The organism is Olegusella sp., assembly GCF_057238325.1.
The window spans coordinates 463082-488323 of sequence record NZ_DBHHGF010000001.1 but is presented as its reverse complement, the minus strand read 5'-3'; the positions used below and the strand labels follow the sequence as shown (position 1 = coordinate 488323).

General features: G+C 50.3%; 24 protein-coding genes. 16 read left to right on the top strand and 8 right to left on the bottom strand.

The window, feature by feature from the left end:
- On the bottom strand, window positions 1-426 hold the full coding sequence (locus ACO5JD_RS02275; RefSeq protein ID WP_035438068.1) for a hypothetical protein: 426 nt from the start codon (window positions 424-426) through the stop codon (window positions 1-3).
- A gap of 10 nt (window positions 427-436) precedes the next feature.
- On the bottom strand, window positions 437-1435 hold the full coding sequence (locus tag ACO5JD_RS02270; RefSeq protein WP_484987276.1) for a diacylglycerol/lipid kinase family protein: 999 nt from the start codon (window positions 1433-1435) through the stop codon (window positions 437-439).
- 173 nt (window positions 1436-1608) lie between these two features.
- On the opposite strand from ACO5JD_RS02270, the gene rnd reads away from it, so the two are divergent.
- From rnd to ACO5JD_RS02240, 6 genes are all read left to right on the top strand, one after another.
- Window positions 1609-2739: a ribonuclease D gene (gene rnd, locus ACO5JD_RS02265; RefSeq protein WP_021625407.1), complete on the top strand. Its 1131-nt coding sequence runs from the start codon at window positions 1609-1611 to the stop codon at window positions 2737-2739.
- 54 nt (window positions 2740-2793) lie between these two features.
- Window positions 2794-3468: a zinc metallopeptidase gene (locus ACO5JD_RS02260; RefSeq protein ID WP_021625406.1), complete on the top strand. Its 675-nt coding sequence runs from the start codon at window positions 2794-2796 to the stop codon at window positions 3466-3468.
- A gap of 34 nt (window positions 3469-3502) precedes the next feature.
- A complete protein-coding gene (gene xseA / locus ACO5JD_RS02255) occupies window positions 3503-4891 on the top strand; it encodes an exodeoxyribonuclease VII large subunit (protein WP_484987274.1) in 1389 nt (462 codons plus the stop codon).
- Window positions 4892-4893: 2 nt separating this feature from the next.
- Entirely contained in the window at window positions 4894-5157 is a 264-nt protein-coding gene (gene xseB, locus ACO5JD_RS02250; RefSeq protein WP_021625404.1) for an exodeoxyribonuclease VII small subunit, read from the top strand.
- A 36-nt stretch (window positions 5158-5193) separates the two neighbouring features.
- On the top strand, window positions 5194-5541 hold the full coding sequence (locus ACO5JD_RS02245) for an HIT domain-containing protein (RefSeq protein WP_035438066.1): 348 nt from the start codon (window positions 5194-5196) through the stop codon (window positions 5539-5541).
- A gap of 90 nt (window positions 5542-5631) precedes the next feature.
- On the top strand, window positions 5632-6801 hold the full coding sequence (locus tag ACO5JD_RS02240; protein ID WP_484987272.1) for an acetate/propionate family kinase: 1170 nt from the start codon (window positions 5632-5634) through the stop codon (window positions 6799-6801).
- 54 nt (window positions 6802-6855) lie between these two features.
- Here the strand turns inward: ACO5JD_RS02240 and ACO5JD_RS02235 are convergent, their stop codons facing one another.
- Window positions 6856-7344, bottom strand: coding sequence for a GNAT family N-acetyltransferase (locus ACO5JD_RS02235; protein WP_484987270.1), 489 nt, complete (start codon window positions 7342-7344; stop codon window positions 6856-6858).
- A 217-nt stretch (window positions 7345-7561) separates the two neighbouring features.
- On the opposite strand from ACO5JD_RS02235, the gene pckA reads away from it, so the two are divergent.
- From pckA to ACO5JD_RS02220, 3 genes are all read left to right on the top strand, one after another.
- Window positions 7562-9199 carry a phosphoenolpyruvate carboxykinase (ATP) gene (pckA, locus tag ACO5JD_RS02230; protein WP_484987268.1) on the top strand — a complete coding sequence of 546 codons (1638 nt, stop codon included), beginning with the start codon at window positions 7562-7564 and terminating at the stop codon, window positions 9197-9199.
- A gap of 110 nt (window positions 9200-9309) precedes the next feature.
- Window positions 9310-10359: an ABC transporter substrate-binding protein gene (locus ACO5JD_RS02225; RefSeq protein WP_484987266.1), complete on the top strand. Its 1050-nt coding sequence runs from the start codon at window positions 9310-9312 to the stop codon at window positions 10357-10359.
- Entirely contained in the window at window positions 10337-11773 is a 1437-nt protein-coding gene (locus ACO5JD_RS02220) for an ATP-binding cassette domain-containing protein (protein WP_484987264.1), read from the top strand. Before ACO5JD_RS02225 ends, ACO5JD_RS02220 begins: the two co-directional genes overlap by 23 nt.
- Before the next feature lie 514 nt (window positions 11774-12287).
- Here the strand turns inward: ACO5JD_RS02220 and pta are convergent.
- Entirely contained in the window at window positions 12288-13265 is a 978-nt protein-coding gene (gene pta / locus ACO5JD_RS02215; protein WP_484987262.1) for a phosphate acetyltransferase, read from the bottom strand.
- A gap of 220 nt (window positions 13266-13485) precedes the next feature.
- On the opposite strand from pta, the gene glf reads away from it, so the two are divergent.
- From glf to ACO5JD_RS02190, 5 genes are all read left to right on the top strand, one after another.
- The gene (gene glf, locus ACO5JD_RS02210) at window positions 13486-14688 is read left to right on the top strand and encodes a UDP-galactopyranose mutase (RefSeq protein ID WP_021625393.1); all 1203 of its coding nucleotides are present in this window, start codon (window positions 13486-13488) and stop codon (window positions 14686-14688) included.
- A 53-nt stretch (window positions 14689-14741) separates the two neighbouring features.
- The gene (locus ACO5JD_RS02205; protein ID WP_484987260.1) at window positions 14742-15776 is read left to right on the top strand and encodes a glycosyltransferase family 2 protein; all 1035 of its coding nucleotides are present in this window, start codon (window positions 14742-14744) and stop codon (window positions 15774-15776) included.
- Between the two features lie 146 nt (window positions 15777-15922).
- Window positions 15923-16108 carry a ferredoxin gene (locus tag ACO5JD_RS02200; RefSeq protein ID WP_035438055.1) on the top strand — a complete coding sequence of 62 codons (186 nt, stop codon included), beginning with the start codon at window positions 15923-15925 and terminating at the stop codon, window positions 16106-16108.
- Between the two features lie 109 nt (window positions 16109-16217).
- The gene (locus ACO5JD_RS02195; protein ID WP_021625389.1) at window positions 16218-16835 is read left to right on the top strand and encodes a Maf family protein; all 618 of its coding nucleotides are present in this window, start codon (window positions 16218-16220) and stop codon (window positions 16833-16835) included.
- An 11-nt stretch (window positions 16836-16846) separates the two neighbouring features.
- Complete coding sequence (locus ACO5JD_RS02190) at window positions 16847-17863, top strand: P1 family peptidase (RefSeq protein WP_051317752.1); 1017 nt, start codon at window positions 16847-16849, stop codon at window positions 17861-17863.
- A 68-nt stretch (window positions 17864-17931) separates the two neighbouring features.
- Here ACO5JD_RS02190 and ACO5JD_RS02185 read toward each other — a convergent pair whose 3' ends face one another.
- On the bottom strand, window positions 17932-19476 hold the full coding sequence (locus tag ACO5JD_RS02185; RefSeq protein ID WP_021625387.1) for a flotillin family protein: 1545 nt from the start codon (window positions 19474-19476) through the stop codon (window positions 17932-17934).
- A 229-nt stretch (window positions 19477-19705) separates the two neighbouring features.
- Window positions 19706-20113, bottom strand: a complete 408-nt coding sequence (locus ACO5JD_RS02180) for a GNAT family N-acetyltransferase (protein WP_021625386.1) — start codon at window positions 20111-20113, stop codon at window positions 19706-19708.
- Between the two features lie 294 nt (window positions 20114-20407).
- Here ACO5JD_RS02180 and ACO5JD_RS02175 point away from each other — a divergent pair, with 294 nt between their 5' ends.
- Together ACO5JD_RS02175 and ACO5JD_RS02170 are read left to right on the top strand one after the other, a co-directional pair.
- A complete protein-coding gene (locus ACO5JD_RS02175) occupies window positions 20408-22228 on the top strand; it encodes an NAD(P)-binding protein (protein WP_035438052.1) in 1821 nt (606 codons plus the stop codon).
- Window positions 22222-23952, top strand: coding sequence for a [FeFe] hydrogenase, group A (locus ACO5JD_RS02170; protein ID WP_021625383.1), 1731 nt, complete (start codon window positions 22222-22224; stop codon window positions 23950-23952). Before ACO5JD_RS02175 ends, ACO5JD_RS02170 begins: the two co-directional genes overlap by 7 nt.
- 233 nt (window positions 23953-24185) lie before the next feature.
- Here the strand turns inward: ACO5JD_RS02170 and ACO5JD_RS02165 are convergent, their stop codons facing one another.
- Both ACO5JD_RS02165 and ACO5JD_RS02160 read right to left on the bottom strand, forming a co-directional pair.
- Window positions 24186-24368, bottom strand: a complete 183-nt coding sequence (locus ACO5JD_RS02165) for an LD-carboxypeptidase (RefSeq protein ID WP_021625382.1) — start codon at window positions 24366-24368, stop codon at window positions 24186-24188.
- Between the two features lie 60 nt (window positions 24369-24428).
- Window positions 24429-24866 (bottom strand): GNAT family N-acetyltransferase, encoded by a 438-nt coding sequence (locus ACO5JD_RS02160; protein WP_021625381.1) that lies wholly within the window; start codon window positions 24864-24866, stop codon window positions 24429-24431.
- Window positions 24867-25242: the final 376 nt, after the last annotated feature.

Here is a 25242-nt window from a genome sequence, read left to right as displayed (position 1 = left end):
TTATCCTCTCAATAGGTCGCCAACGAGAGAACTGTCCATAGGCTGATCTGAATAGAGCCCATTCGATTCATCTTCAAGAGATTCGCCACCATAGCTATTATTTGAAAACACATAGGGGTCACCTGAGGAAAGCATCTCATCGCCCACCGCTTCAAATAGTGCGCCAAGACCGCTAAAGCTAGCGCCAATCAGCAAGAAAAGTAGCAACACCGCAATGCCCGCAATAACATAAGCCTTATTTCCAGATGTGCTGTTATCAGGTGAAGTAGTACCAGAAATGGATTCGATTACTGCAGGAACTGCAGGCATGATCGATTGATCGATAACAACACTTTCCTCTTGTTTTGCTTCTGTTTCCTTTTGCTTTGGTTCTACTTGCTCTTCTTGTAAGTCTTCTTGCAAGGGGTTGTTTGGATTAGTGGTCATGAAAGCCTCCTTAGGGTCGGTGAAGCAAACTGCCATGCAAAGGTGCAGGATACGAAGGTGCTATCGCTTCACCAAAGCGAGGATTGTCTTCGCTGTGAGCATCGTTAGAGTCATGATAGCTGCTCAAGCCGTCAACGATAACGCGGTTTGCTTGTGGCAATACACACGCCTCATAGCTAATGACTTTGCCATCAAAAGTTTCTCCGTCATATTCGAGTGGGGCAGGTTTTGTTGGCTCTACACGAATATGTTTACCGCGGAAAACCTCAATAGCAGGACGTCCAAGATTATGCCCCTCTTTGTCTACTAGACTGGCCATAATCGGACGTAGTAGACTAACAGGGCTGGACTGCTCGAGCACAATAACCTCTAGCAAGCCGTCATCCATGCGTCCATCGGGGACAATACGAACATCAGCCTGTATGGTTGAGTTGTTGGCAATGAGACAAGAAATGCCATCGCGTTCAAAGGTCTTACCATCTACGGTAATTTTGAAATGATGAACCTCGGGGTGAGCATTGGCAAGAGCTGCGGCAAAGTAAGCTGCTTCACCAAGAGTTGGTTTGCCTTCAACTGCTGCCTGCATAATCTGTGCGTCATAACCCGTACCCATCATGATGGAAAAACCACGAGTATGAGCAGTACCCTGCTCATCAACAAAGGTAATCTCACCCAAATCGGTTTGTGCTGTGCGTCCAATACGGCAGGCGCGTGCGAGTGCGGGCGGCTCTGCAGCTGTACCTAAATTGACGCAAAAGAGGTTTGCGGTGCCTGATGGGAAGACGCAGGTGATGACCTTGCGATTGCGTAGCGCATACAATAAGGAAGTAGTTGTGCCATCACCACCGGAGACAACCACTAAGTCAAAGTCCTCGGCATCAACAACGGCCTCATCGGCTCGTTGATTGTCCGCAAGGAGGCGCAATACACACTCATCACCGCCGCTCAGCAGTGCTCGTTCAAACTCATATATGGCTGAAGAGCCAAAACCAGAGCGTGAATTATGCACAATTAAGCACCGCATCAAATCCTCCACTAACTACTTTGTGTCGAACGCACCTACCTACCTTCGTTGGCTATCATGGTAGACGGCCAAAAGATGGGAAGGCATGACCGCGTGAACTAGCTTCACAAGTCATAAACATACCCCATCTACAGGAGAATCAGTACCGGGGAGATTGCGTGTACATAACAAGCAAAGATGAGCTTGAAAGCTTTTGCGAGCATGCGCGTACTGCCAAGATGCTTGCGGTAGATACAGAATTTTTGCGAGAGAAAAGCTACTATCCCAAGCTGTGTTTGGTGCAGCTCGGCACAGATGAGGAAATTGCTCTGATAGATCCCTTGGCAATTTCTGACCTGTCGCCTTTGGCACATATCATGGTCGATTCACAAATCATTAAAGTTTTTCATGCGTGCAGTCAAGATCTCGAGGTGCTTTTTGATGTGCTGGACGTGGTACCTCAACCAGTTTTTGATACGCAATTTGCAGCAGCATTTTTAGGTATGCGTCAGCAGATTAGTTATGGTGATTTGGTTAACGAAGCATGTCGAGTGCGTTTGCCCAAAGCGCAGTCTTTGAGTGATTGGTCACATCGACCTTTGACTGCCGAGCAGTTGGAATATGCTGCTGATGATGTGCGCTATCTCCCTCGCATCTACGAAAAGATGATGGATGAATTGTTGGCAAAAGATCGCCTGGGGTGGGTTTTGCCCGAGATGCAGCAGCTCATCGATAAAATTTCGCTAACACGTGATCCTCGTGAGGCATACATACATCTCAAGCATTCTGCTTCACTTACACGCCGGCAGCTTGCTATTGCGCGCGAGGCTTGTGCGTGGCGAGAAGAAAAGGCGGCCCAGCGTGATGTCCCGCGCCGATGGGTGGTATCTGATGAGGTGCTTGTTGAGTGTTCTCGTCACCTTCCTCGCGACATCAATGGTATGAAGCGCATCCGAGGAGCAGAGAAGATTTCCACTTCAGATGCGGAAGCTTTACTTGCAGCGCTTCGTAGGGGAGCTAGGTCGGACGGTTCTGATTTGCCTCGTCGTGCTCGCAAGGAGCGTCCGTCCAAGGAGTCTGAGGGTGTTATCGATTTGATGAATGCGATGGTGCGTATTAGCGCGGCGGAGTGTGGTATTGCACCTCAACTTTTGGCAACTCGTGATGACTTAAACGATCTGCTCTCGGGCAAGCGTGATTGCGTACTTTTGCAGGGCTGGCGTAAGGAAGTCATAGGTAAACGCCTTCAAAGGCTTCTGTCTGGCGAGCTGGGCCTTACCGTTAAAGACGGTCGTATCGAGTTGCTGTAAGTATGCGGTACTTCTTGGGTACAACAAAACTAAGCGATTTAAAGGGGGTTTGGGATGTATCACGGTGACGGAGCCTATATTCTACTACTCATTGTGACCGCTGTTTTGGGAATGGGTACACAAGCTCATATCAAACGTACTTATAAAAAATGGTCTGAAATTGATGGTTCTGATTCAGGAACAGGTGCTGAAGTAGCGCGTCGTATGCTCGATTCTATGGGGGCTAACGATGTTGGTATCGTTCGTACGTCGGGTCATCTCTCGGATTACTATGACCCTCGTGACAACAAGCTGCACCTGTCTGATGAAAATTTTGATGGTGGTTCGGTTGCTTCAGTTGCTGTTGCTTGTCATGAAGCAGGACATGCGGTGCAAAATGCCAATGGTTATGCTCCGATGAAGATTCGCACCGCAATTGTGCCTGTGGTCAATTTTACACAGCAAGCTTGGGTTTTTCTTTTTATGCTTGGTCTTATTACTGGCATGTTTGGTCTTGCCAAGATAGCTGTTCTGCTTTTTGCCTTCTCAGTGGTATTCCAGCTGGTAACCTTACCAGTTGAGATTGATGCTTCAAGGCGTGCAGTTGCTTATCTGGGACAGAGTGGTTCCGCCATTGATGAACGCGGTGCTCGCAAAGTGCTAACTGCGGCAGCTCTGACCTATGTGGCCGCCGCATTAGTCTCGATCTTGCAGCTTTTGTACTATGCGAGTCGCGTAAGGGAGCGTTAAGGTGAGCTGGAATTGGGAACACGGAGAAGAACCCATGGCCGTGCCTGAGCAACCCGTCGCAGAAGAAAAATCCACATATTCAGTTGCCGAAGCGGTGGGTCTTGCTAAGTTAAAAATATCCGAGATTCCCCGCCTAACTGTTCTGGGTGAGGTTACGGGTTTTCATGGCCCTAACGCTCGCAGTGGTCACTGTTATTTTCAGCTCAAAGACGAATCCTCTGCAATGGACGTCACTATGTGGCGTGGAAGCTTTCAGAGACTTTCCTTTGATTTGCGAGATGGTCTGCAAGTAGAGGCTACGGGTAGTTTTCAAGTCTATGACAAGAAGGGAAGTCTTTCCTTCAATATCAGCTCGATGAAACTGGCCGGTGAAGGTGCTTTACGTCAGCAGGTAGCCGAGCTTGCCCGCAAACTGCAGCATGAGGGACTGATGGATCCTGCTCGTAAACGCAAGATTCCCCTGTTTTGCGAACGGGTCTGTGTGGTGACTTCACTTTCTGGTGCAGTTATTGATGACGTAAAGCGCACGCTTGCACGTCGCAATCCATTGGTGGCAATTCAGGCTGTGGGTTGTACCGTGCAAGGTCCGGGTGCCGCTTCAACTATTATTGATGCTCTAGAGATTGCAGCAGCAGCACATCCCGACGCGATTTTATTGGTGCGTGGCGGTGGTTCTTTTGAGGATTTGATGACCTTCAACGATGAGGCGCTCGCACGTGCGGTAGCTGCTTGTCCCGTGCCTGTGATTACGGGTATTGGCCATGAGCCCGATACCTCTATTTGCGACATGGTATCTGATCGTCGTTGCTCTACTCCTACCGCTGCTGCTGAGTCTGTTGCACCTGCGATGAATGAGCTGGAAACCGCTATTAATGGCAGACAGATTCGTCTTGGACAGTCTATGTCGAGCATGCTGACAAAAAGTAAGCAGTATATTTTGATGCTTGGCGACTCTTCCAAGCTTTTGATTGAGCGTGAACTTAGCCGTAAAGCGCAGGAAGTTGATGCTCTTGCTGCTCATCGCTGTCTGCAAGATCCCCTCGCTATTGTTCGTGAACCCATGGAGAGTCTTGAACTGAGTGCCGAGCGTCTGCACGATGCTATGCCGCGCATTATGGTTGCGCTGCAGGGCAAAACAAATGAGCATAAGACTCGCCTTGATGGTATAGGGCAGCGGCTTCTGCGTCCTTATCAGCAGCAACTAACGCATTCAGCAGCAACACTTGATGCGCTTTCGCCCTTGCGGGTGTTAGGGCGTGGCTATTCGCTTGTTCAGACCAGCGAGGGACATGTGGTAACTGACGTAGCCCAACTCAAGCAGGGCGATCTCGTCAAACTGCGTTTGCGCAAGGGTTCTGCTTGCGCTCAAATTAGCAAAGTGAGCAATGAGTCGAATCTCGCGTCCAACACGAAAGGAAAGTAGCCATGGCAGAAGACAAAAAAATAGAAGAGTTGAGTTTCAAAGAGGCCTCTGTTGAGCTTGAACAAATTGTCCGAGCGCTTGAGGCGGGCGATTTGGAATTGGAAGATGCCTTGGCTCGCTATAGCCGTGGTGTTGAGCTGCTGGCCGATTTAAGGAAGCGTCTTGCTCATGCTGAGCAACGTGTACAGGTATTGCTTTCTGCTGACCAGACGGCCACTACCGATACCACAGCTGCTCCTGCGACTGCATTTTTGAATGAAGACTAACTTGCTATATATGTTTTGCTAGGAAAGGGGAGTGCTGTGGCCGACTGCATCTTTTGTAAAATTGCCAACCACGAAATTGAGGGCGACTATGTCTATGAGGATGATTTGGTCTGTGCCTTTAGGGATCTTAATCCTCAAGCACCCGTACATGTATTAATTGTCCCCAAGGCTCACTATGACAATCTCATTGACAACGTTCCTGCAGAGGTCATCGTTGCGCTTAATCATGCAGTTGCAGAGGTTGCGCGCATTACAGGTGTGGACAAGACGGGCTTTAGAGTGCTTGCCAATACAGGTGCTGCTGCGGGCCAGACAGTGATGCACTTACATCTGCATCTCTTGGGTGGCAGGTCACTTGGTGAAGGATTGCTTCCTGAGGTATAAGGGTTTACAAAGAAGCTCTTGTCGTTGGCAAGAGCTTCTTTGCATTGGCGTATGATAAGTGCGGCTTATCTGCACCACGAGAGGAGATTCATGAACGTCCTGGTCATTAATGCTGGTAGCTCATCTTTGAAATATCAGCTGCTCGATGTTGATACCCGTGAGGTTTATGCAAAGGGTAACTGCGAGCGCATTGGTATTGACGGCTCTTTCATTGGTCATGAGGAGATGGGTGGCGACAAGCAAAAGCTCGTCGTTGAACTTCCCGACCATAAGACCGCTATGAAGTATGTCAACGAAATTTTGAGCAAGCTAGGCAAGACCGTAAATGGCATTGGCCATCGTGTTGTTCAGGGCGGCTGGTATTTCCCCGAATCCAAGGTTGTTACCGATGAGACTTTGGGTTGGGTCCGCGAGGTTGCTCCTTTGGCTCCGCTTCATAACTATGCTGAGGCGGATGTTATCGAGATGTGCCGCGACCTTTATCCCGGTATTGGTAATGTTATCGTCGCAGATTCTGCTTTCCACTATTCCATCCCTGAGCGCGCTCATCGCTATGCTCTGCCTCGTGACGTGGTTGATAAGCTGCATATCCGTAAGTACGGTGCACATGGTACCAGCCATCGTTTTATCTGGCGTGCCGTTGATGAGTTCACCAATCATACGGCTCACAAGTTGGTGAGCTGCCATTTGGGCTCAGGTGCTTCTCTTTGCGCTATTGAAGATGGCAAGGATATGGACACCACAATGGGCCTGACGCCACTTGATGGTCTCATTATGGGTACCCGTTGTGGCACCGTTGACCCTGCTACAGTTTTTTATCTGCAGCGTGTGGGTGGTTACAGCATTGATGAGATTGACAATATGATGAACAAGCAGTCTGGTCTGTTTGCTGTTTCTGGCGTGTCTTCTGACTCCCGCGATATCGAAGATGGTGCTGCTAAGGGCGACAAGAATTGTCAGATGGCACTCGACATGTTCTCTTATCGTACAGCCCAGCTTTTCTGCGAGATGGCAGAGGCTATGCACGGTGTTGACACCATGGCTTTCTCTGCTGGTATTGGCGAAAATTCATCTGCCATGCGTGCAGGTGTCTGCCGTGAGCTTGAGTGGTTGGGCGTTAAGATTGACGAGGAAAAGAACAATGTCCGTTCTGGTGAAGTTCGTGACATTTCTGCCCCTGACTCCAAGATTCGTGTTCTCATCGTCCCAACCGATGAAGAGTATATGATTGCGCTCGATGTTAAGGAACTGCTTGGCTAAGCGATTTTAAAACACAGAGATTGATAGCCGGAAGCTTTGCGCTCCCGGCTATTTTTATGCTTGGTTGAGTTCAAAAGCAAGACACGCGTCGCCAGTCTCGAGATAGATGACACCGCACTTTCTAAAACCTCTGCTTTTAAGAAGTTGCTGCATAGGGTAGTTGTCACGGTGTGTGTCAATGCGAATTGCCTGTGCACGTGCGCAAGCCCAGTCAAGCAGAAAGCTCCCAATACGTTCACCCTGTCTGAGTGTCGCTATGCGATGTATAACATGGTAAGGATCTTCATCCAACCATGCGCCTTCGATGTAGTGGTAACAAGGGTCGGGTCCCTCCTCAAAATCCATATAACCGCAGATTTTTTGTGCTGTATCAAGACATACAAAAGCAGAGCCATGGGCAAGATCGCGTTTAATTTCGATTTCTCCAGGATAGCTTCCTGGCCATTGATAGGGATTCCCATGGCTACGCATGTAGATGCGCGCTGCATCAAAAACACGGCTAATCGCTGGTATATCGGTTATTTGAGCAGGTCTGATTTGCATCGTGAGCGCTCCTCTCAAGAATTTTCTGCGCGATGGCTCTGCTTTCCACTGATGAACTAACTATGCTCAACTGTCGCCAACGTGTAAATAATGATTCTAATTGGATTTGTTTAATAGACCTTGCCCGTAGAATATTTTTCTGCACTTTGGGTATCCATTGAACGTCTATCTATCCTCGTTTGAGGATGTGTCAAGCAGACCGTGTATAGGAGGCATCATGCCAGCAATGACTACGTCCGGGGTCGCCACACAGCTCATGTCTGTTGGTGTCGACGTTGCGCACCCTCAGCTCCTCATTGACTCATCCCCTTCGTTGCTTGTAGAACGCGCAATCGAAGCACATGAGGGTGTCTTAACCAGTACGGGTGCTTTGTGTGTTGAAACAGGTAAATACACAGGACGTTCACCTGAGGATCGTTTTATTGTTGATACCCCCAATGTGCATGACAAAATTGCTTGGGGCAAGGTCAATATGCCTTTTTCTGATGAGGCATATCAAAAGGTAAAGGCGACGGTCTGTGATTATCTCAGCTCTCGTGATGTGCTTTTTGCTGAGCGTTGTCTTGCGGGTGCTATGCGTATTTACTCGCGCAAATTCCTTGTAGTGTGCGAAATGGCAAGTCAGGCGCTTTTTGCGCGCCAGTTGCTTATCCGTCCTGCAGAAGAGCGTTTGAGCTCTTATGGTTTTGCTGATTTTGTTGTACTTTGTGCTCCAAAACTCAAGCTTGATCCTGAAAAGCATGGCACGCATTCTGAGGCATGTGTCCTGATTAATTTTGAAGAGCACATTATTATCGTTGCAGGTACTGCTTACTCTGGAGAGATAAAAAAGGCAGTCTTCTCTACCATGAACTACCTTATGCCAGTAGAAGAAGGCGTTTTGCCTATGCATTCTTCTTGCAACGTTGATCCGCATGACCATACGACGGCAGTTTTCTTTGGTCTGTCCGGCACAGGAAAGACAACCCTTTCCGCAGATCCACGTCGTTCGCTGGTTGGCGACGATGAGCATGGCTGGTCTGATCAGGGTGTCTTTAACTTTGAAGGCGGTTGCTATGCAAAAGCTATTCGCATTTCTCCCGAGACTGAGCCAGAAATTTTTAATGCGATTACCTTTGGTTCAGTTGTTGAGAATGTCGTTCTTGACCCTGTGACACGCATTCCTGATTACTATGACGATACACTAACCGAAAATACCCGTGTTGCTTATCCTATCGAACATATTCCCAATGCAGTTGCGGGCGGCTTTGGCGGAGTACCTAATGTTGTTATTTTCCTTACTGCTGATGCTTTTGGAGTGCTCCCTCCGATTTCTCGTCTGACTACCGAGGGCGCAATGTATCAGTTTGTGTCGGGCTTTACGAGTAAAGTTGCAGGCACCGAGCGTGGAATTGTTGAGCCCACACCTACCTTTTCGACACTTTTTGGTGAACCTTTTATGCCGCTTGATCCCCTTATTTATGCCCGTATGTTTGGTGAGCGTATGAAGGAAATGGGTACTCGTGTCTACCTTATTAATACTGGTTGGACTGGAGGTCCTTATGGTACGGGAGAGCGCATTAGTCTTACCTATACACGTCAGATGGTGACGGCGGCTTTATCTGGTGTGCTTGAGAGGCAGCGCGGTCTCAAACAGCGTTGGCGCCATGATGAGCGCTTTAACCTTGAAGTGCCTACATCTGTGCCTGGTGTGCCCGATCGTATCTTGGATCCACGTCTGACTTGGTCTGATCCTGCGGCGTACGACAAGCAGGCGGCCAAGTTGGCAGCTATGTTTGTCAACAATCAGCGTGGACGCTTCCCCGATATGGATCCTGAAGTGATCGCTGCTGGTCCTCGTATTATTGAATCCTAGCGTCGCGTGGTTTGCGACACAAAAAGACAAGACCTTAAGCTCCTGTAGGTTCAACTGTAGGAGTTCATTTGATAGTGCGCTACCATAGTTTGTGTACAAGTGTCACATGAATGTCAACGTGCGTTGAAGGGATTGCCGTGCATACGTTTTCACGTAGGGATTTTATTGCTATCGCAGGAGGAATGAGCGCTGGAGCAGTACTTTCTGCTTGCTCTCATCAAGAGAAAACGCCTGCTGGAAGTGCAGAGACAAAATCCGAATCGAGCGAAGTTGCTATACGCGTAGCCACACTCAAGGGTCCGACTTCTATGGGCTTAGCAAAGCTGCAAAAAGATGTGCAGGATGGCAAATCCGAGCATTCCTACGCGTTCAAGATGTACACCAATCCAGCTGATGAAGTGTTACCGCTGTTGGTAAAAGGCGAAGTTGATATCGCCTGCCTTCCGGCAAATGTTGCTGCTCTTGCCTACAACAAGACAAAGGGTGCTGTACAGGTAATCGACCTTAACACGCTCAGTGTGTTGTATGTGGTAAGTGCTGATGGGGATATTACTCAGCTCAAGGATCTGACAGAACGCACACTCTATGTTCCCAATCAAGGAGCCAGTCCTGATTATGTGATGCAATTTTTGCTCGCAAATGCGGGTGTGACTGATCAGGTGACGATTCAGTATGTGAGCGAGCCGACAGAGATTATCGCTGCGCTTGCGAAGGATCCAACTGCTGCTGGCGTCTTGCCTGAGCCCTTTGTTACTGCAGCTCTGACGAAAAATGACTCTCTCAAACGTGTTTTGAATTTGAATTCTGAATGGACACGTGCAGTGAACGATGATAGTGGTCTGGTGACGGGAGTCACGGTAGTTCGCTCCGAGTTTGCCAAGCAAAACAGTGATCTTGTGGATCAGTTCTTACAGGATCATGCCGAATCCGTTGCTGCAGTTATCGCAGACCCACAAATCTATGGCGAGGTTGTTGCTGAACTGGGTATTGTTGATGCTGCTCCTATCGCAACTCAGGCAATTCCTTACTGCAATCTCGTATGCCTTACAGGCGATCAGATGCGAGAGTCTCTAGAGGGTTACCTCAAAGTGCTGTTCGAGGCAAATCCCAAGTCTGTAGGTGGTCAGCTGCCGCAAGATGATTTCTACTTCATTGATTAGCTGCGTTGTGAAAAAGCAGGTCAGACACATATGGCGTAATTCGAGACTGCTGCAGATAGCAGTAGCAGTTGCGGTCTGGCTGTGTGTTTGGCAGCTTGTGGCCCTTGCGGTAGGAACAGATCTGCTCCTTGCGGGACCACTACAAACTTTTCAGGCTGCAATACGGCTTTTAGCGAATGGTGAAGTAGTTACTACGGCACTTTGGTCGTTTTTGCGCATTGCTGGCGGCTTTGTGCTGGCTTATGTAATGGCACTTTTGCTGGCTTATAGCGCATGGTGTCATGTGGCACTTGAGATTTTCTTGTGTCCCGCGTTGCTTGCTATCAAAAGTACGCCTGTGGTCTGCATTGTGGTCATGTTGCTCATTTGGTTTGGCGCACCCTGGGTGAGTCTGTGTTGTGTTCTGCTTGTCGTATTGCCCGCGACGTATTTTGCAGCTCTCGAGGGTTTTCGCGCACTTGATAGCCAGCGTTTGAGGATGCTCAAGCTATATCGAGTTGATTCGTTGCGTCAGTTTGGAGCCTATATTTGGCCTACTCTCCAATCGTACTTGCTTGCTTCCGCAAAAATGACTGTAGGTATGAGCTGGAAGGCGGGAGTTGCCGCTGAACTCATAGGTAGTCCTGCAGGGAGTATAGGTGAGCGCATTTATCAGGCAAAAATCGTGCTTGAGACAGCCGATGTGTTTGCGTGGACCATTGTTATTGTGTTGCTTGCATATATCTGTGAGCGTGTTTTTTTACATCTACTTGTACAGTCGGCTGATGTTTGTACTGCTTGGGCTGTGAAGTCTGCAGCAAAAAAGAGACAAACTATGCCTACCTCAAAAAAGCTTGTTATTACATCACTTAGCTGTTCGCGCGGAGAAAAGCAGCTTTTTGATGACTTTACACAGAGTTTTGCTGCGGGTTCCAAGACTTGTCTTATGGCTGCGTCAGGGATGGGCAAGACCACGCTCTTGCATATTATTGCGGGGATAGAATGCGCTGATGGGGGAGAGCTTGAGCATGTGGGGCGTGCTTCTCTTGCCTATCAGAAAACCTGTCTGCTCGAACAACTCAGTGCTTTGGGTAACATCGTACTTGCTACGGGTTTGCCTTTTGCAGAGGCAGAAAGGTTGCTTACCGAGATTCTTCCTACAGAGTTGCTTTCCAAGCCTGTATGCCAGCTTTCTGGCGGTGAACGTCACCGCGTTGAGCTGGTGCGCGCACTTGCTGCACCAAGTACTCTTGTTTTGCTTGATGAACCCTTCGCTTCGCTGGATGAAGAAACTCATCGTCGGAGCGCTGAGTTCATTTTGCGTCATTTAGCTGGGCGCACTCTTATTGTTGCTACTCACGATGCTTGTGACGCGGCCCTTCTTGCGGCCTCTATTCTCCAGCTCCATAAGCCGACAAAGAGCTACGCAACCTAGCGCTTTTCCCGCAGACGGTTCAATAAGCTCCCTTTTGCTCGCATCGGGTTCAATAAGCATCCTTTCATCCACATCGGGTTCAAGAAGCACCCTCGCGTCAATTTTTACCTGGCCTTTTCTCGCACACTTGGTACGGTCTTGAACCCTCTGTGGAAAAGTGGCTACAACGGGTTCAATAAGCACCCTTTCTACCTGCAGGCGGTTCAATAAACGCCCTTTTTCCCACATCGGGTTCAATATGCGCCCTTACGCCAATTTTACCTGCCCTTTCTCGAGCCGTTTGGTACGGTTTTGAACCCCAAGCATCCGCAGTAAAAAATTGAGCAGCCCCTTTTGTGGAAGTAGAGCGACGGTTTTGAACCGTCTGCGGAGGGTGAGGCAGTATGAACCGTCTGCGGGGAATGAAGCCATGCGCCTGCATGCTTTGAGCAAAGAAAAACGGGTCGCAGCTGGAACGGCGACCCGTTAAGTTGTGACCCATTAGTGTGTAGCACACAGCAAAATTGATGTGAACTTAGGTCATTTGCTGGGCTTGGACGGCGGTAATGGCGACAACACCAACGATGTCCTCGGCGTTGCAGCCACGAGATAGGTCATTGACAGGCTTAGCAATGCCCTGCAGGATGGGACCGTAGGCCTCGGCCTTACCCAGACGCTGCACTAGCTTGTAGCCAATGTTGCCCGACTGCAGGTCGGGGAAGATAAGGACGTTCGCATTGCCTGCGACGGTCGAGCCAGGAGCCTTGAGGTCTGCTACAGACTGTACCAACGCTGCGTCAAGCTGGAGTTCACCATCGGCCGCAAGTTCAGGAGCCTTTTCGTTTACAAGCTTAATGGCCTCTCGCACCTTGTCAGCAGAATCGCCCTTGGCAGAGCTCTTGGTTGAGTAGGAAAGCAGTGCAACCTTGGCCTCGCTACCCATGAATGCCTTCCAGCTGGCGGCAGAAGCGATAGCAATCTCAGAAAGCTGGTCGGCATCAGGATCAATGTTGAGACCAATATCAGAGAAGATAAAGTTGCCGTCTTGTCCGAATTCACAATCAGGCACACACACAACCATAAAGCCCGACACAAGCTTGGTACCAGGAGCGGTCTTTAGGATTTGCAAAGCAGGACGCAGAGTGTTGGCGGTGGAATGACATGCGCCAGAAACTAAGCCGTCAGCATCACCCATCTTGACCATCATGGTGCCAAAATAGGTAGCATCCTTAACCTGCTCGCGCGCCTGCTCGATGGTAACGCCCTTCTTGGCGCGAATCTCGGCAAACTTTTGTGCATAAGCCTCTGCACGCTCATCAGAAGCAGGATCTACAACAACGGCACCAGGAACATCAATTTCTGCAGGATTACCGAGAATGACCAGATTTGCTAGGTCTTCAGCAACAATCTGTTTTGCTGCCTCAATAGTACGAGGATCTTCACCTTCTGGTAGCACAATGGTTTTTTTATCAGCTGCAGCAGCTGCTTTCATGCGTGCAAGGAAGTCGCTCATGCATCTCTCCTTTTTCTTTGTGAGAAAATTTCTCACCTTGCCCGGCATTGCTTGGTCATTTGATGCCTTTCTAGGTCATTATAGAGGCCTTGGCGTCATGCGTGGTAAACTCTCGAATAATGTTGAATCAGACAGTTTGGCACGGTTGTGCCATAGATAGTGATTTCTTAGGAGAAATCACTAGAGAAGCGCGGGGAAGTTACCCGCGCAGGAGGATGACATGAGCATACAGATGGGCCTACCCGCTGGCTTTAATGGCAGTACTTACGATGCAATTATTGTCGGCGCAGGGTATGCGGGTGCCGTGTGTGCACGCCGACTTGCTGAGCAGTCTGGCTTTAAGGTGGCAGTACTAGAGCGCCGCCCGCACATTGCAGGTAATGCCTACGACCGCATTGACGAGGCTGGTGTACTTATTCATGAGTACGGTCCCCACATTTATCACACCACTGATGAACGAGGCTTCGATTTCCTGTCGCGCTTTACCGACTGGACCGATTACCAGCACAAGGTGCTTGCCAATATTCATGGCACTCTCATGCCTGTGCCTTTCAATCACAAGTCTCTAAAGCTTGCCTTTGGCGAGGAGAAAGGCGAACACCTCTACCAAAAGCTCGTGGCAACCTTTGGCGAAAACAAAAAGGTTCCCATTATGCAACTTCGAGAGGCAAATGACCCCGAACTGTCTGAGGTTGCAGACTATGTTTATGAGAACGTCTTTTTGCACTATACGATGAAGCAGTGGGGCAAAACTCCTGCCGAGATTGACCCCGCTATTACTGGCCGAGTTCCTGTTTTTGTGGGCGACGATGACCGCTACTTCCCAACTGCTCCCCATCAGGGTGAACCCGTTGATGGCTATACCGCCCTTTTTGAGCGTATGCTCGACCACGATCTTATCGAGGTATATCTCAACGTTGATGCTCGCGATGTACTCTCTGTGTCTGAGACGCGCGTACAAGTTTGTGGTGTTCCCTATGGGGGCGAGGTTATCTACACGGGCCCTCTAGATGAACTTTTCAATATGGATTTGGGTCCTCTTCCGTATCGCTCTCTCGATATGCGCTTTGAGACCCTAGATATCGATCAGTTCCAGCCTGTAGGTACCGTTAACTACACCACAAGCGAAGACTTTACTCGCATTACTGAGTTTAAAAATCTTACTGGTCAGGTGCTACCTGGCAAGACAACCATCATGCGCGAATATCCCATGCCTTACGAGCCGGGTGGCAATCAGACGCCTTACTACGCTATTCTTGAGGAGCAAAACATCGAACTCTACAAGGCTTACCGCGCAAGAGTTGAGGGTCTGCTTAACTTCCACGTGGTAGGTCGCCTAGCAGAGTATCGTTACTATGATATGGACGGTGTTGTTAGCTCTGCTTTGGCACTTTCGGACGAGATTATTAAGGCAAATCACTAAGGTGAGAAGGCCCTCAAATAGGGCCTTTTATTAGCGAGAATAGGTTTTATTGCATGCAAAAGACCATCAGTTTTGGCATTCCGTGTTACAACTCCTCCGAGTACATGGATCACTGCATCAGTTCAATCCTCGAAGGCTCTGGATATGCCGATGACGTTGAGGTCATCATTGTTGATGACGGTTCGACCAAAGATGATACCTTCGCCAAGGCTCAGGATTGGGAGCGCCATTATCCCAATCTTGTAAAAGCTGTTCACCAAGAAAACGGCGGCCATGGTATTGCTGTTCTTAAGGGTTTGAGCAATGCAACGGGCGTGTATTACAAGGTCGTCGACTCTGACGACTGGCTGGATGGCGACGCCTTGCAGGCTCTGCTTGCCAAGCTTCGTCATTTCATTGAGTTTGATACTCGTGTAGACCTCGTTATTAGCAATTACGTCTATGAGCACGTTGAGGATGGCAAGCAGATTGTTATCGACTACCATCGTGCAGTGCCTCGTGGAAAGATTTTTACTTGGGACAAGATTGGCCACTTTAATATGTCCCAGAATCTGTTGATGCACTCTTTGTGCTATCGCACAGATATTCTGCGTGATGGTGGCATACCTATGCCCGCTCATACCTTTTATGTGGACAACATCTATGCTTATGTACCCTTGCCTCGCTGCAAGACGCTTTATTACCTTGATGTTGACCTCTATCGCTACTTCATTGGTCGTGATGACCAATCTGTTAGTGAGAAAGTTATGATTGGCAGGATTGATCAGCAGCTACGTATTACTCGCATCATGATGTATGCCTATCATCTCTATGATGATGTTGAGCCAGTAGAGTTGCGTAGCTATATGCTGGGATATTTCCAACTCATGATGGGTGTCAGCTCGATTTTCTCCAAGCTTTCTGAAAAGCCTGATGCTCAAAAGAATCTCGATGAGTTGTGGGAGGAGCTGCGCCAATATGACCATCGCATGTATGTACGTTGTCGCCACGGTCTTATTGGTGAATCAATGAATCTGCCTGGTGATATGGGCAAAAAGGTTTCTGTTGGACTCTATCGCGCAGCGCAAAAGCTGGTTAAGTTTAATTAAGCTCTAGCGTAGTCTTCATCTTGCTGGTAGTATCTCGACCAGTCACGTGAGTGCGTACAAAGACTACTAGCCTTACGCGTACAAACGTGTAAAAATGTAGTAACGCTTGGATAAGGGGTTCAAGCGCGAAAGTGAGAGGATTTATCATGAAGGCATCTGTTTCCGAGGATTGCATCGGCTGCGGCATGTGCGAGGGTACTTGCCCCGACGTATTCGAAGTTGGCGACGACGGTCTTGCCCATGTCATCGTTGACGAGGTTTCTGCTGACGTCGAGGATGACGCAAAGCAGGCTGCTGAGGATTGCCCTGTTGAGGCCATCACTGTCGAGTAGTGATTGTTAGCCCAATCTGCAATCTCAGATTGTCCAGCGTAGAGGCCGGCTCCTTTGGGGGTCGGCCTTTGTTATAGGGTTTGGACGAAGATAGGGAAGGGGATATATCGTGATACTCGCTTCAGCATCACCCCGTCGAGCAGAACTACTGCAGGCCGAGGGGTTCCAATTTGAGACACATCCCGCCTGGACAGATGAAACGCGTGCTCCAGGAGAAGACCCTGTCTCATACGTACGTCGTCTCGCCAGAGCAAAAGCTTGGGCTGCACACAATGACAACCCTCAGCTGGCTCAAGGGGAAACTCTCATAGCTGCTGATACTATCGTCTGGACTGATGATGGCCTAGTATTGGGAAAGCCGAAAGACGCTGACGAGGCTCGTCAAATGCTGCATTTGCTGTCTGGTCGCAAGCACTTGGTGACTACAGGTGTTTGCATCTTGATTGATGGCAATCCTATGGCAGGATGTATCTCTGAGACCACCTTTGATGAGACAACTTCGGTTGGCTTTTATGAGTTGAGCGATGAGGAAATAGAATGGTATATTTCCACGGGTGAGCCTTTTGATAAGGCTGGCGCTTATGGCATTCAAGGTCGTGGACGCAGGTTGGTGAGCGGCATTTGTGGTGATTTTTATAACGTAGTTGGCCTGCCAATAGCCCATCTTATCCGCGAGCTCGATCGCATCCACTCAAATATTGATAACGTTTCTTGTTATTGGTTTTAGGAGGAAGTCTCGTGCAGCAGATTAGTTCCATCACTCAAATTCCCGGTATCTATGCTGGTCATGCAACGCTTGCTGAGGCAGGGACAGGATGTACGGTTATCGTGTGCCCTGCAGGTGCTACGGGTGGTGTTGATGTGCGAGGAGGAGCTCCTGCTACACGAGAGACTGATTTGTTGCGGCCTGAAGAGACGGTTCAGACCTTGGATGCTGTGGTGCTCTCTGGTGGCTCTGCATATGGCCTCGCGGCAAGTTGTGGTGTCGCAGAAGAGCTAGAGCACCGCAGAATCGGTGTCAATGTTGGAGTGGGTGTTGTACCCATAGTGAGCTCTGCTTGTCTTTTTGATCTAGCCTGTGGGCGCTCTGATGTACGTCCTGGTGTCGCAGAAGGTGCTGCTGCTGTTCGTGCTGCTTTTGAGCATGCAGAAGAGCCACTTGAACGGGGAAATGTGGGTGCAGGTACGGGATGTACGATTGGTAAAGTAGCTGGCCCTACTCGTAGTATGAAGTCTGGACTAGGGGAGGCGGTAGAGCGGGCAGGAGAGCTCATTTGCGGAGCGGTTTCGGCAGTTAATGCTGCAGGAGATATTTGGGACCCTGATACTCATAAGCCGATTGCCGGTGTGCTTAACGAGGATGGGACAGGGCTTGCTTCGACTGTCGAGCTGGTACTTCAGATGCAGCGTGAGTCAGATTTTGCTCGCTCGCATGGTGTCCCGCGCACTAATACCACTATTAGCTGTGTTGTCACAAATGCACGTCTTAGTAAAGCTGAGGCAACAAAAGTGGCACAGATGGCAGCCGACGGCTATGCTCATGCTATCAAGCCTACGCACACCACCAATGACGGTGACACTATCTTTGTGATGGCAACCGGTGAGGCAGAAGCTCCTGTTGATATGGTAGGTATACTTTCTGCGCAGGCCATCGCACATGCCATTGTCGATGGTGTTCGTAGCGCTCAGAGTGCCTATGGAGTTATCTCTGCAGCTGAGTTAAGACAAAATCTGTCGCAAAACCCATCTTTATAAAAAACAGGTATCCGCACCGCAGTGAAGATACCTGTTTATAAGTAAAGACCAAAAGGCCTGTCGCACTACTAGCTTGATTGCTTTTCTGATGTATTGGAAGCTTTCTTGGCAACCTCAGCTACCGTAGCCGCAGAGTTTGCATCAAGAGAAATATTGCGATTGACCTTGGCATCATAGGTATCAGCACGCATGACATCCGCAAGGTCTACACCTGTGACAGACTGCACCATATCAAAGGCAGCCTTGATAGATTGGGGAGCGATACTTGTTACGCCTGCTGCTGGTGACCCCTCACTGTCTGTGTTGCCTACTGTGGAGTAGATATTGATAGCATCGATACCCTCGATAGGTTTGGATGCAGCAGCAATAATGTCGGGAAGAAGTCCGATAATTTGCTGGGCAAGTGCTGCTTGGCCATACTTGCGCAAAGCCTCTGCTTTTTTATCCATGGCTTCTGCCTCAGCGATGCCCTTTGCCTTGGCCGCCTCTGCCTCTGCCTCGCCCTTGGCACGTACCGCATCTGCTTCTGCAAGGCCACGCATACGTGTTGCTTCGGCATCTGCCTGTGCCTGTGCTTTAATCTGCTCGGCCTTCTTTTGAGCAGTATAGAGTTCAGCTTCCGCCTGACGCTGTTGTTGTGCAAGATCTGCTTGTGCACGCTGCTCTACAGCATAACGATCTGCATCGGCTTGCTTTTTGACGGTTGCATCAAGCTCTTGCTCTCTGACGGTGACTTCCTTTGCCTTGAGCTCTGCTTCACGGTCAGCTTTTGCAATTTCAGCATTAACTTGCTCGGTATTGATTTCTTTCTGCTGCTTTTGTGCCTCAATGCCCATGGCTGCGTCTGCCTTGGCGGCTGCAGTGTCAGCTTCGGTCTTAAGAGCAGCTTGCTTAAGTGCAAGAGCATTGTTTTGCTCTGCAATTGCGGTTTCGGATGCAATACGGGCATCATTTGCAACTTTGTTAGCCTCGGCGCGGGCAACAGCAATCTCTTTTTCGGCATTGGCCTTGGAAATTTGCGCATTTTGCTGGATAGCAACGGTGTTGGCAATACCTAGATTTTCAATGACACCGAGCCCCGCATCATCAATGTTTTGAATATTGAACGAAACGATTTCAAGACCCATACGTTGCATGTCGGCACTGGCGTTTTCCTGAACCTTCGCCGCAAAAGCTTTACGGTCGTTCATGATCTCGACAAGACGCATGCCACCGATAATCTCGCGTAAATTACCTTCAAGTACGTTCACAACCATTTCGTTGATATAGTCGGAATCGCGATTGAGGAAGTTTTCTGCGGCGCGTGAGATAGCATCAGGTTCATTTGCGATTTTTACAACTGCGACAGAATCAACCATGATGTTGATGTAATCGAGTGTAGGGATGGTTTTTGTGGTTTTTACGTCTACCGAGAGCATTTTGAGCGACAGGCGGTCAACACGCTGTAGGTAGGGGATACGTACACTCGATTTACCGGTAAGGTAACGCGGCTGTTTGCCAAAACCCGAGATGATATACACCTGATCGGGTGGTGCTTTAACATATCCTGTTGCCAGGATGACTATCAGCAGCACAACCAATGCTCCGATGAGAATGACCTGTAATAGCTCCATGAACTCCTCCTTCTAGGTACGGAATGCTGTCAAGTGTACACGTAAATCTTGAGTGCATATCCCGTGTTTGAAGCAATGATACCTGTTACATTTTTGCGTTACGCATTTTTTACTATTTGCAAATGGTTCAGGTTTCGCCATTTGCAAATGGTTCAAGCTTCGAGGTAGACGGCAATAAACTCGCAGGAAAAAATCTGCAGAATTTCGAAGGATGAACCATCTATAGAACCTAGCCGACAATTTGTTCAAGACAGCGGTACTGAGTAGTCATGCCCTGCGCTGCATAAAATTGCTCTGCTTGAGTGTTGCCTGCCCATACATGAAGGGTGACATTGTAGTAACCATGAGTTTTGGCAAAATCTAAGACTTGCTGGTAGAGTGCTCTGCCTACATGCTGTCCGCGACAAAGTTCATCTACACACAAGTCATCTAGATACAAGGTCTTGACGGCGGTTCTAAGAGGGTCGTTCATTGCTTGCTCTGTTTGACAGAAAGCGTAGCCAAGCACAATGTCTTTATCATTTACTGCAACAAAGATGGGATTTTCTAAGTCATCCAGCATGCTTTCAAGTTGACGCTTTGAATATTTGGTTGTAGGACCTTTAAAAAGGTCGGGTCGCGCTTTGTGATGCACCATATTGACTTGGACAAGCGATCGTTACTGTTTTTATCATGCTCTGTCCTTTTTAGTAATTGGACTAACTTGAATGCATTTCATAAATCCACAGTAGTCATAGGTCTCTCCAGACGCGTCACATGCTATCTCCCAAGTTTTGGTTCCACGTCCGGTCGGTGACCGACATTTACCCAAATTCTACGTTTTGTGTATATATGACCCACGTTTTATCCCTTAAGATTATATGCAAGGGCTCGCGGGAGGGGAGAGGAACCTGCGTCTGCGGGCTGCAACCCTCTGGGAGAGGATAATCGAATGGCTAGGCTTCATGTCATGGAGCGCAGCCAGGCTCAGGTCGTCATGGATGGTCTCCATGAGGCGGTAGGCAAGCGACTCGCTGTGAGTTCGCTTGCACCATGTCCTGTGGAGTTTACTGCGGCCTTTGTCGGCATGTGCGCTATCCAGAGCTGCGGCAAGTGCACTCCCTGTCGTGTCGGTCTTGGTGTCCTCAAGGAGCTCATGGAGGACGTCCTTGCCGGTAGGGGAGACGAGCATACGCTCGAGCTCATCGAGAGAACTGCCCGCACTATCTATCTGTCGAGCGATTGCGCCATCGGGTACGAGGCTGGCGAGATGGCGCTCACAGCCATTCGCGGCTTCCGCGATGACTTTGAGTACCACATTGCTCACAAGGCCTGCGGCTTTGTCCAGAGCCAGCGTGTCCCCTGTGTGTCGGGCTGCCCAGCAGGCGTCGACATCCCTGGCTACATTGCCTTGGTCGAGGCTGGTCGCAACACCGACGCCGTGCGCCTCATCCGCAAGGACAACCCACTGCCCCTCGTTTGCGGCCTCGTCTGCGAGCATCCTTGCGAGATGTACTGCCGTCGCGGCATGGTTGACGATCCCATGAACATCCGCGGCATCAAGCGCTTCGCGACCGACCATATGGAAAGTGACTACACGCCTAGCCACGCCGACCCCACGGGCAAGCGCGTGGCCGTTATCGGCGGCGGCCCTGCGGGTCTCTCTGCCGCCTACTACCTAGCTCTCATGGGGCACAAGCCCACAATCTTCGAGGCCCGCCGCAAGCTTGGCGGCATGCTGCGTTACGGCATTCCAGCATACCGCCTGCCGCGCGAGCGCCTCGACTCCGAGATTCAGTGGCTGGTCGATCAGGGCATCAAGGTGCACCTGGACACTCCTGTCACTGACCTTGAGTCGCTCAGGCGCGACTACGATGCTGTGTATATCGCGATCGGCGCTCACAGCGATAACAAGCTCGGACTTGAGGGTGAGGACGCCGAAGGCGTCATCTCCGCCGTGCAAATGCTGCGTTCCATCGGCGATGATGAACTTCCCGATTTTACGGGCAAGCGCGTGTGCGTCGTGGGAGGTGGCAATGTTGCCATGGACTGCGCACGCTCTGCCGTCCGCTGCGGTGCCGAGAAGGTCACCATCGTCTACCGTCGTCGCGTTGCCGATATGACGGCACAGGACGAGGAGATTGTGGGTGCCAAGGAAGAGGGCTGCGAGCTCCTTGAGCTGCATGCGCCTCTGCGTATCGCCACTGATGACAACCGCGTCTCTGGTCTCGTCGTGCAGCCTCAGATCATTGGCGGTCCCAAGTGGGGTCGTCCCGCGCCGCGCAATGCGCAGGCCGACGAGGTCTGTGTCCCCTGCGAGCGCGTTATCGTTGCCATCGGTCAGAAGATCGACTCAGACGCCTTTGCTGCTCAGGGTGTGGTCACCAACAGGGGTAAGATTGTAACCGACTCCCTCGGTAGCATCGAAGGCTTCGAGGGCGTCTTCTCGGGCGGTGACTGCCAGACAGGCCCCGCCACGGTCATCCGTGCCATCAACGCTGGCAAGGTTGCTGCAGCCAACATCGACCATTACCTTGGCTTCGACCATCGCATCGAAGCCAACGTCGAGATTCCCGATGTTCAGTTTAAGGGCAAGGTCAGCTGTGCCCGCTGCGAGCTCAAGTTCCGCGAGGCTGTGGAACGCAAGGACGATTTCGATGAAATCGAGGATGGGTTCACGTCCGAAGAGGCTGTGCAGGAGGCCTCTAGGTGCCTGCGCTGCGACCACTTCGGCTTTGGCGCGTTCCGCGGAGGGAGGTTCACGCAATGGTAACCGTCACCATAGATGGCCGTGAGATTCGCGTGCCCGAGCGCACTACCATTCTTGACGCTGCGCATGAGGCGGGCATCGAGATACCCACGCTCTGCTACCTCAAGGACGTTAACGAGATAGGTGCCTGCCGTGTCTGTGTGGTTGAAGTCGAAGGTATCGACCAGCTCGTTGCCTCGTGCAACAACTGCGCACTCGACGGCATGGTCGTTCATACTGATACTCCTAAGGTCCGTCAGGCTCGCAAGGTCAACACTGAGCTGCTCCTCTCGCAGCACGACTCCGAGTGTACGAGTTGCGTTCGTTCCGGTAACTGCTCACTGCAGTCGTTTGCCAACGACCTCGGTCTCGTGGGGCTTCCCTATGAGAAGCATCTACCCGACATTGAGTGGGACCAGAACTTCCCCCTCATCCGTAACAACGACAAGTGCATCAACTGCTTGCGCTGCATACAGATCTGCGACAGGGTGCAAGACTGCCACGTGTGGGATCTCGCCAATCGAGCGGCTCACACCTCGGTCAATGTTATCGGCGGCCTGCCAATCGACTCTGTCGCCTGTGCACTCTGCGGTCAGTGCATCACGCACTGTCCTACGGGTGCACTACGTGAACGCGATGACACCGACCGCGTCTGGGAGGCACTGGAAGACCCCGACATCACCACCATCGTTCAGATTGCACCCTCCGTGCGCACCGCCTGGGGCGACCACTGGGGCATGTCAAACAAGGAGGCCACTGTCGAGCGCCTCGTTGCCTGTCTCAGACCGATGGGCTTTGACTATATCATCAATACCGACTTCTCCGCCGACCTTACTATCATGGAAGAGGGCACAGAACTGCTCGAGCGCCTCAAGGAAGGTCCGCACGACCATCCCATGTTCACGAGCTGCTGTCCAGGCTGGGTACGCTATGTCAAGTCACACTATCCTGAGCTCGTCGATGATGTATCGACGTCCAAGTCGCCGCAGCAGATGTTCGGTGCAATCATCAAGAGTTACTACGCCGAGAAACTCGGCGTCGATCCGCACAAGATCTTCTCGATTTCCATCATGCCCTGCGTGGCCAAGAAGTCCGAGTGTGCGCTGCCCACGATGAACGACGCATGCGGTGATCCTGACGTGGACGTGGTTCTCACGGTTCGTGAAGTCGACCGCATGATTCGCTCAGAGCACATCGACCCGCGCAGGCTTGAGGATGAGCCTTTCGATGAGCCGCTCGGCGAGGGTACGGGCGCTGGCATCATCTTCGGTGCCACGGGTGGCGTCATGGAGGCCGCATTGCGCACTGCGTCCTTCCTCGTTACAGGCAGCGCTCCCGAGACCGACGTCTTCAAGGACGTTCGTGGCCTTGACGGGTGGAAGGAGGCTACCTACAACCTTGCTGGAACGCCGTTGCGCGTCGCTGTGGTAAGCGGCCTCGCCAACGCCGGGCGTCTCTGCGAGGCGATTCTCGCGGGTTCCGTGTCCTACGACTTCGTCGAGGTTATGGCCTGTCCCGGCGGCTGTGTTGGTGGCGGCGGTCAGCCTATTCACGACGGTCAGGAGCGTCAGAGGCTTCTGGGTGACGTGCTTTATGGTCTCGATCGCGTCGCTAAGTATCGCAATTCCTATGAGAACCCTGCGATTACGACCGTATACGCGGAGTACCTAGGCGAGCCACTCTCCAAGCGCGCCGAGGAGCTTCTCCATACGAATCAGCATGCTTGGATCATGCCTGGCGAGGAGTAGAGAGCGTCTCATAATCGCTAGCTAGCGGAGGACCCCATGCCTTGCCACGGGGTCCTCGTCGGCGAAGCGGAAATAGATTGCAAAGGTCGGCCGACCCTAAAGAAGGGCAACGGCGACAGACCGCCCAACAGTAGTAACAACGAACGGCGAGGAGTCAGCAGAGGCCATAGTACCAGTGAAACTGGGAAGGGCTGAACCGAAGTTGGAGGGAGCGACAGCAATACCTCTGATTGTCATAACCGTTCATCCTCTCTTTGTGCCATTGCGCTTTTTGTCTTGCTTGCGCGAAGGTGAACCATTGTTGTGTCTGAGAAGCCAAGAAAAACTTTATCAGAGGCAGCGGATTCCAATTCGTTATGTTCAAAGAGATAGGGAAGCAGGTGATAAGTATCGTCACCGCCGATCGCACAATTCATGCTTTACAAACGATTTCCCAATTACTCCGCTTGAAAGGCTCACGATCGTTACTGTTTTTATCATGCTCTGTCCTTTTTAGTAATTGGACTAACTTGAATGCATTTCATAAATCCACAGCAACCCAATTCTGAAAGCTTATGAAATCCCATTGACTGATAGAAGGCGATGGTCTTTTCAGTGCTATCTGTTGCCAGTGCTATTTGGCGTACATTGCTATAGCGACTAAGCACCGCTTTGACTAATGCTGAGCCGATTCCTTGTCGTTGTTTTTCAGGGAAAACCAAAATATCTTGGATAAACACAATCGTAAAGCCGTCTCCGACAGCCCTGATGATGCCGAGTAACTCATCGCTTTCATAGGCAGCTAAGACCAGCAAAGAATGTGCAAAACCATTTCGAAGAGCGGTGGGATTTTCTGTATATGCTGTCCATCCCACAGCCTTATAAAGCGCCAATATTTCGTTTTCACGATAAGTTGTATATTCTCTTATCTCCATTCGTAATTCCTCAAATTCCAATCTCTTTGTTAGACCAGATTTGACACATAAAGAAAAAGGTTTGTTCAATAAAGGGGTATATGTAGCTAGGCTTATAAATAATGATATATTGTAAACGCTTTCTCGCAGATTAAGCTGACTTTATACGCTTAACCAATCAATCGTGAACCCTTTCGGATGTTGTAGCTCCGCGCTGTAACGGTTCACAATGTGCCCTTTTTACCCGCAGGCGGTTCACGATGCACCCTTTTGCCCACATCGGGTTCAATAGGCACCCTTGGAAGAAAATTTACCTGCACTTTCTTGAGCCGTTTGGTACGGTTTTGAACCGTCTGCAATAAATGGAAGACGGGGGGTTCAAAAGGCACCCTTGCGG